Raw genomic sequence first — 7753 nt, 5'->3', positions numbered from 1 at the left:
ATTCCGGGAAGCATCTCCGCCATGGCCAGGATCCACAGCGGCGCGGTCAGGAGGAGCGCCCACCAGAACCTTCGCGTCATGGCGCGAAGCTCCGGATCGGCGCGGACGGAGGAGGGGAGGGATCGAGGTTCGAGGGCCATGCCGCAGATCGGGCAGTCGCCCGGCGCCTTCCGAACCACCTCGGGGTGCATGGGGCAGGTATACTCGACCGCGGCGGAAGGGGGGAGGGGCGTGGCCGATTCCAAGGCCATCCCGCAGGAGGGACAGGCCGCGGGCACCGGGGATCGGACCTCGGGACACATAGGGCAGACGTACGCGGCAGACGCGGCGGGAGGGGAAAGGGAGGCCCCCGCTCCCAGTTGGACGGGCTTCTGCAGAGAAAGAGGGGTGGGACGGGTTCCGATCGGTGCGCGCCTTTCGGCCATTCCCCCGGGAACGTAGGCGGGATCGAGGAAACGGTCGGGATCGGCGAGAAACCTTTCCCGGCACCGGGGGTTGCAGAAGTGGAAGCTTCGTCCGCCGTGCTCCGCGGACCCCCCTCGGGGGGCGGCGGAATCCACGGTCATGCCGCAGACCGGATCAACCGACCGCCCCCCATGGAGAACTTCATCGGTCATGGGGCCTCCGGTTCACCGGACGGGTTGCTCGCCCGGAAGTTTGGCCAGGTACTTCTGGGGATCCTTTTCGAATTCCTTGATGCACTTGTCGCAGCAGAAGAACACGCGGCGGCCCTTGTAATCGACGAACGATTCGCGTTCTTCAAGGACCTCTCCGCTCACGGGGCAGGCCGTCTGGACGTTCTCCAGAACCACTCCCTGGGCGGCCCATTTCGAGAAGTGCGCCTCCGGGTCGGCCTTGAACTTAACGGGGCAGGCTCCGCAGCAGAAATAGACCCGCTGACCCTGCCAGTCCAGGTGCCGGGCCTTGTCCACGGCCCGGCCGGAGATCGGACATGCCGTCTGTGGCTTTCCGCCCGCGGGGTCGGCGGCAAGGGCGTCGGCCGCGAAGGCCAGGGACGCGATCCCAACGACCGATAGGAAGACCCACTGTGACCATTTCATCTGGCACCTCCAGGAAAGCGGCCCTGTCATGCCGCCAGTGTACTGCTTCGGCGCTTCCAGAGCAGGTAAACGGCTGGGTACACAAGCAATTCCATCAGGAACGAGGTAAAGAGGCCGCCGACCATGGGGGCGGCGACGCGCTTCATCACGTCCGCGCCCGCTCCGGCGGACCACATGATGGGCATGAGGCCCGAGGCGGCCGCCATCACGGTCATCATCTTGGGACGGATGCGCTTGACCGCTCCGTGGATGATCGCGTCGTGGATCTCCGGCATGGTCCGAAGGCGCCCGGCCTTCTCGGCCTCCCCGTAAGAAAGGTCCAGGAAGAGGAGCATGAAGACCCCCGTTTCCGCGTCGAGGCCCATCAGGGCGATCATTCCCACCCATGCGGCGATGGAGACGTTGTAATCCAGCAGGTACATCAGCCAGACCGCGCCGACCGCCGAGAAGGGCACGGCCAGCATGACCAGGGATGCCTTGAAGGCCGACTTCGTGTTCATGTAGAGGAGGAGGAAGATCAGGAAAAGGGTGATGGGGACGACGATTTTCAGGCGCTCCTTCACGCGCATCATGTTCTCGAATTGACCGCTCCAGATCAGGGAGTAGCCGGTGGGGAGGGTGACCTGGGAGGCGACGATCTCTTTCGCCTCGGCCACGTAGGACCCGATGTCGCGCCCCGCGATGTCCACGAACACGTATCCCGCGAGCATGCCGTTCTCATCGCGGATCATGGCGGGTCCCGAGACGACCGCGATGTCCGCCATCTCCCCCATGGGGATCTGGGCCCCGCCCGGGGTGGGAACGAGGACGCGATCGAGCTGGTCGAGGTTCTCCCTCAGGTCTCTGGGGTAGCGGAGGTTGATGGAGTAGCGCTCGCGTCCCTCAATGGTCGTGGACACGGTCTCGCCCCCGATAGCGATGCTGATCACCGATTGAAGGTCCTCCACGGTGAGCCCGTACCGTGCCAAGGCCGCGCGGCGCGGCACGATATCCACGAAGTAGCCTCCAGCCGAACGCTCGGCGAAGACGCTCCGCGTGCCCGCCACGCGCTTCAGGCTCTTCTCGATCTCTTCACCGACCCGCTGGACCTCCTCGAGATTTCCACCCAGGACCTTGATCCCGACGGGGGTGCGCACGCCCGTGGTGAGCATGTCGATGCGGCCCTTGATGGGCATGGTCCATGCGTTGGTGTTCCCCGGGATTTGGATGGCGCGGTCGAACTCGTTGATCAGCTCTTCGTAGGAGATTCGGTCCGGCCAGGCGTGGCGGAGGATGGCCTTGAGCCAGGAAGGCGCCCAGGAGGAGTACCAGCGCTCCTTGCCTCGCCATTCGGAGCGGGGCTTGAGGACAACCGTGGTCTCCATCATGGAGAAGGGGGCTGGATCGGTGGGCGTATCGGCGCGACCGGACTTGCCGAAAACGGTGACCACCTCGGGGAAGGACTTCAGAATCCGATCCTGGGTTTCCATGAGCGTTTGGGCCTGCGTCACGGCCATGCCGGGCAAGGTCGTCGGCATGTAGAGGATCGTCCCTTCGTTGAGCGGCGGCATGAACTCGTGGCCGAGCTGGAGGTACACAGGCACCGTGGTAACCATGACGGCCACCGCCAGGAGAATCACCGTCTTGGGGTGGTGCAGGACCCACCGGCACGGCGGTTCGTACATTTTGAAAAGAACGCGGCTGATCGGGTGCTTCTCCTCCGGGTAATAGGTCCCGATGAAGAGCGCATCCATGAGTCTCGCCACCGGTTTGGGCCTGATTCGGAAGGGGTCCATCCGTGCGAAAAGCATCCGAACGGCTGGGTCCAGGGTGATGGCCAGAAGGGCCGCAAGGGCGAGCGCCAGGGTTTTTGTGTAGGCGAGAGGGGTGAAGAGGCGCCCCTCCTGGTCCACCAGGGTGAAGACGGGAAGGAAGGAAACGGTGATGACCAAGAGGGAAAAGAAGACCGAGGGGCCGACTTCCAGGAGAGCTTCGAGGCGGATCTTGTGAAAGTCTCCCTTTCGTCCGCCCTCCTGCCACAGCTCGAGCTTTTTGTAGGCGTTCTCTACCTCCACGATGGCCCCGTCCACCAGGACGCCGATGGAGATGGCGATTCCAGACAGGCTCATGATGTTGGAGGAGATCCCCAACAGGTACATGGGGATGAAGGCCAGGACGACGGAAACGGGGATCGTGATGATGGGAACGATCGCCGAGGGGACGTGCCAGAGGAAGAATAGAATGACGAAGCTCACGACGAGCATTTCCAGGAGAAGTTCCTTCTTGAGGTTGTCGATGGATGCCTGGATCAGCTCGGACCGGTCGTAGGCGGGGACGATCTCCACTCCATCGGGGAGGGACGCTTTCATGTCGGCGAGTTTCGCCTTGACCCGGTTGATGACGTCGAGCGCGTTCTCCCCGTGGCGCATCACCACGATTCCCCCCACCGAATTCCCCTCTCCGTTGAAATCCATGATCCCGCGCCGGATCTGGGGCCCCAGGGCGATTTCGGCAATGTTCCCGAGGAGGACGGGCGTTCCCCTCTCGTTCGTCTTGACGACCACCTTCTCCAGATCTTCTCTGGCCTTGACGTACCCGCGTCCCCGCACCATGTATTCGGTGCCGGCCCACTCGACGAGACGTCCCCCCGCCTCGCTGTTGCTTTGCTGAACGGCCTTCATCACGTCGGCGATGGAAAGGCCGAATGCTTGAAGCCGGTTGGGATCGACCGTGACCTGATACTGCTTTTGAAATCCTCCGATTCCGGCCACTTCAGAAACACCGGGAACGCTTTGAAGGGCATACCGCAGGTACCAGTCTTGGTACGTCCGAAGCTGAGCCAGATCGTTCTTTCCCGATCGGTCCACAAGCGCGTACATGTAGACCCAGCCCACCCCCGTGGCGTCGGGACCGAGCTCGGTCTTGGCGCCGGCGGGAAGTCCGCCCTGGATCTTGGAGAGGTATTCGTTGACCCGGCTTCGGGCCCAGTACAGGTCGGTACCATCCTGGAAAATGACGTACACGTAGCTGAAGCCGAAATCCGAGAAACCGCGGATCGCCTTGACCTTGGGGGCACCCAGCAAGGACGTGATGATGGGATAGGTCACCTGGTCTTCAACGAGGTCCGGGCTTCGATCCCATCGGGTGTAAACGATGACCTGGGTGTCCGACAGGTCCGGGATGGCGTCCAGTCGGATCTGGTGCATGGTGTAGTAGGCCCCCGCCACCGCCGCCATGACGAGAAGGATGACCAGGAGCCGGTTGTCCGCAGAAAACCGGATGATCTTGGCGATCATCTAGTTCACCGTGACCGCCTGAAGGGCGGACTTGAGAGAGGACTCGGAGTCGACGAGGAAGTTGGCGGAGGTGACGACCCGGTCTCCCGAGCCAAGCCCGGCCACCACTTCGTAGTACTCTCCGCTGCGCTCTCCGAGAACGACTTCGGTGGGGACGAGGTCCGCCTCTCCTGATCGGAGGAACACAAAGGTCCGCGTCCCGGTGCGCAGGACTGCGGAAACGGGCACGGCCAGCTTCTCGCCCAGATCGTAGGAAAGGGTCATGTCGCCGTACATCTCGGGCTTGAGGAGGAGGTCGGGGTTGGGGATTTCCAGGCGGGCCTGGAGCGTGCGGGTCTCGGGATCAAGGAACGGGTTGATAAAGGAGACCTTCCCCGAAAACGAACGGCCCGGCCAGTAGGGAAGGGCCAGCGTTACCGGCATCCCCACCCGGATGTGGCCCAGGTCCGACTCATAAAGAGCTGCCTCCGCCCAGACGGTCGTGAGGTCGCTCACGGTCAGGAGGGGCTGACCGGGCATGATCTTCTGGCCTTGAAGGACCGTCTTTTCGGAGACGTAGCCCGTCGCGGGCGCATACAGCGTGACGGTGCGCTGTGCCTTGCCCGTCTCTTCGATCGCCCGGATCTGTGCTTCGCTGACGTCCCAAAGGGCGAGGCGGCGCCGGGCGGCGGCGAGCAAGTCGCTCCCTCCCAAGGAAACGCCGGGGATTGAACTGGCGGAGAGACGCTTGAAGGACGAAAGAGCGGCGAGATACTCCTCCTGGGTCGCGAGAAGTTCGGGCGAGTAGATGGAAAGGAGGGGTTGGCCTCGCCGAACGGCCTGCCCCGTGGCATTCACGTAGAGCCGCTCGACCCAGCCCTCCACCTTCGTCGTGACGCTGTACAGGCCCGGCTCGGCCGCCACGATGCGAGCGGAGGTCCGCACCTCCCGAGCCAGTTTCCTCGGTTCCACGAGGGAAGTCGCCAGGTTCATGTGCCGTTGATGGCTTTCCTGTATGGTGACGCGGGCCCGTCCCGGCACCGATCCTTCACTGGAAGGCTCCGCTTCAAAAGGGACCATTTCCATCCCCATGGAGTCCTTCCCGGGCCGGTCGCTCACTTCCGAAGGGTTCATCGTGGACCGGTACATCGTCTTTCCCATGGACGCGGCCGGCGCGGAGGGGGGCACCGCTTTGGCCTTCTTCTCGACAAGCCGCATCCCGCAAATGGGGCAGTCCCCGGGTCTGTCCGAGGAGACTTGCGGGTGCATGGGGCAGATGTAAACCGGGTGGGCGGCGTGTGGGGTCTGGCTGCCCTCGGCCCCGGAAGGGACGAGGCGCATCCCGCAAACGGGGCAGTCGCCCGGTCCGTCCGTCACCACGGAGGGATGCATGGGGCATCGGTACTTCGCTTCCGACGCCGCTCCGTCCGAACAAGCGACCGTCAAGGCCAGGGCGCCCAGGACGGTCACCGTAAGAACCCAACCGAGAATTCGTCTTGCGTTCATCGTTGCTCCCCAGGGGCGGATCGGCCCCTCGCCGCACTGGCTGCCCCGCGATCTTGGGCGTATCTCGATACGGTCTCCGCCGAAGTGTAAGCGGCTTCTTCCTTGGACCCCGCCTCGAAGAACCAGCCGCGCTCCGGGCCCTGGACGGAATGGCCTGCCGTGACGGGGAAGCGCGTTGGACAAGCCGTGGCGGGTCTCCGACCGGCGGGGTTCGCTCCGCGGCGCCCGTGCGTCGCGCGTCCGGAGGCGGAGGGCCGCAAGGCCAGGGCGGGAGTGAGACTGGAGGCGCGGAATGACCGCGGCGGGAGAATGCGTCGCGGAAACCCGGAACGGTTCATGGAGTCCCTCCCTGTGCATCCGGGGCGAGGGCCTCCATCTCCAAGAGGGGGCGGTCCAGGAACGCTTCCAACTCCGCCGCCCTCTGGTGGTACTCGCCGCGCGCCACGGCGGCATCGGCCTCATACGAAAAGAGGTTCGTGAGCGCCATCAAGAGGTCGCCGAAATCCACACGGCCCGTCGCGTAGGCCGCCAGGCTCGCCTCGTAGGCTTGACGGGCCTGCAAGAGGAGGCCCTGGTCGTACAGGTAGAAAACTCGGGCGTCCTTCGTGGCGCTCTGGTAGGCCTCCGCAACCTGAAACCGAATCGAGTTCTTCGTCTCGGCCACCTCCTCTTCGGCGGCCAGCTGCCGCTGGAGAGCCTCTTCCAGAGCCGGCTCGTAGCGGTCTCTCCTGTGAAAAAAGGGGAGAGTCATTCCCACCATGGCCGTAAGGTAATCGCCGCCGCCCATGGACATGTCCTTGTAGCGGTACCGGACGCCCACCATGAAATCGGGTTTGCGATTCTTTCGAGCCAATTCGGACCTGATTTTCGCCGCGGCGGCCTCGGAGAGGGCCGTCCGAAGGTCCGGCGCCGACCGGTCCGCCGATGCCAGCAACGCCTCCAGGGGGGGGAGCCGCGCGGGGGCCTCCAGGACGATTCCCTCGAGCGCGTCGGCCTCGACGGGGGCGGCGATCAAGCTCGAGAGCCTGGCCAGGGAGATCCGCGCCTGGCTCTCCAATTCCTGGCGCTGGGTTTCCACTCGCGTGACCGCGCTTTGGGCGAGGAGGACATCGGCTTGGCTCCCGCCTCCCGAGCTGTAACGAGCCAGGGCGCCCTCCGCGGTGGCCGACAGGGCGACCCGGGATCGGGCGTTGATGCGCAGCAGCTCGCGTGTCGTGACGAACCGGTAGCCGGCTCGGAGTACTTCAAGACGGATCGTTCGCTCCATGCTTCTCAGGCGGGCTTCCTCGACCGTCGCCTCCTGCCGCGCGGCCTCGGCGGCGAGGGCTCGTTTTCCCGGGAAAGGAAGCCCCTGTGTCACGCCCAGGGAGAGGCTATCGGTGACGGAACCGGATTCGGAGGGTCCACGAACGCGCAAGTTCATCACTTCGAGGTCCACCGCGGGGTCCGGGAGCGCCATGGCTTGCCGAGGCGCCTGTCTTGCCGCCGCCACCCTCGCCCTTTGGGCCCGGAGGGACGGGTTTTGCGCGATGGCCGAAGCGACCAGGGCGTCCAGCGAAGATGTCTGGCTTCGGAGGGCCACGCCGGTCAGGAGGGACAAGGCGATGACGGTCCGCCGAAAGAAAGGGGGACGACTTCGTTGATGCGACCACATCTTTGCTCCGCGGATGGGAAGCCTGTCTTCCGTGGCCACCGAATGCAGGGTGCGTGCCAGGGGCCGAAATCAAGAAGAGCCCAGCAGAAGCGCGCGGAACGCGGTGCTTGGGACGCGAAAAAGCCGACGGCCGAGTCCCCCGGCTTGGCGAATATTGTGCGAACAGAATGTATAATATGATCCATGCCTGTCCAAGATCTTGTTGCGCGTCTTAAACTGCCTGCCTTCCGGAGCGAAGCGGAGGAAGGCGCGTCCCGGCGCCGGTGGGCCGAGTGCAA

5 protein-coding genes are annotated in these 7753 nt (G+C 64.5%); all 5 read right to left on the bottom strand.

Features of this window, described 5'->3' with window-relative positions:
* Window positions 1-617: heavy metal-binding domain-containing protein (locus AB1824_12405; protein ID MEW5765766.1), on the bottom strand; the 617-nt coding region annotated here is incomplete at its 3' end.
* Between the two features lie 12 nt (window positions 618-629).
* A complete protein-coding gene (locus AB1824_12400; protein MEW5765765.1) occupies window positions 630-1061 on the bottom strand; it encodes a YHS domain-containing protein in 432 nt (143 codons plus the stop codon).
* Window positions 1062-1087: 26 nt separating this feature from the next.
* Window positions 1088-4336, bottom strand: coding sequence for an efflux RND transporter permease subunit (locus tag AB1824_12395; protein ID MEW5765764.1), 3249 nt, complete (start codon window positions 4334-4336; stop codon window positions 1088-1090).
* A complete protein-coding gene (locus AB1824_12390) occupies window positions 4337-5821 on the bottom strand; it encodes an efflux RND transporter periplasmic adaptor subunit (GenBank protein MEW5765763.1) in 1485 nt (494 codons plus the stop codon). It abuts the gene before it with no gap.
* 334 nt (window positions 5822-6155) lie between these two features.
* Entirely contained in the window at window positions 6156-7475 is a 1320-nt protein-coding gene (locus AB1824_12385; protein MEW5765762.1) for a TolC family protein, read from the bottom strand.
* Window positions 7476-7753 lie beyond the last annotated feature (278 nt).

It is taken from the genome of Acidobacteriota bacterium, from assembly GCA_040752915.1.
In the GTDB taxonomy this organism is placed as follows: Bacteria; Acidobacteriota; UBA4820; order UBA4820; family DSQY01; genus JBFLVU01.
Note: the sequence above shows the minus strand (reverse complement) of the source record. Positions and strands in the feature narration are given on the sequence as shown.

Bases quoted from the DNA above. Each gene is read 5' to 3' on its own strand.
- AB1824_12400 (MEW5765765.1), bottom strand. From the start codon at position 1,061: ATGAAATGGTCACAGTGGGTCTTCCTATCGGTCGTTGGGATCGCGTCC.
- AB1824_12395 (MEW5765764.1), bottom strand. From the start codon at position 4,336: ATGATCGCCAAGATCATCCGGTTTTCTGCGGACAACCGGCTCCTGGTC.
- AB1824_12390 (MEW5765763.1), bottom strand. From the start codon at position 5,821: ATGAACGCAAGACGAATTCTCGGTTGGGTTCTTACGGTGACCGTCCTG.
- AB1824_12385 (MEW5765762.1), bottom strand. From the start codon at position 7,475: ATGTGGTCGCATCAACGAAGTCGTCCCCCTTTCTTTCGGCGGACCGTC.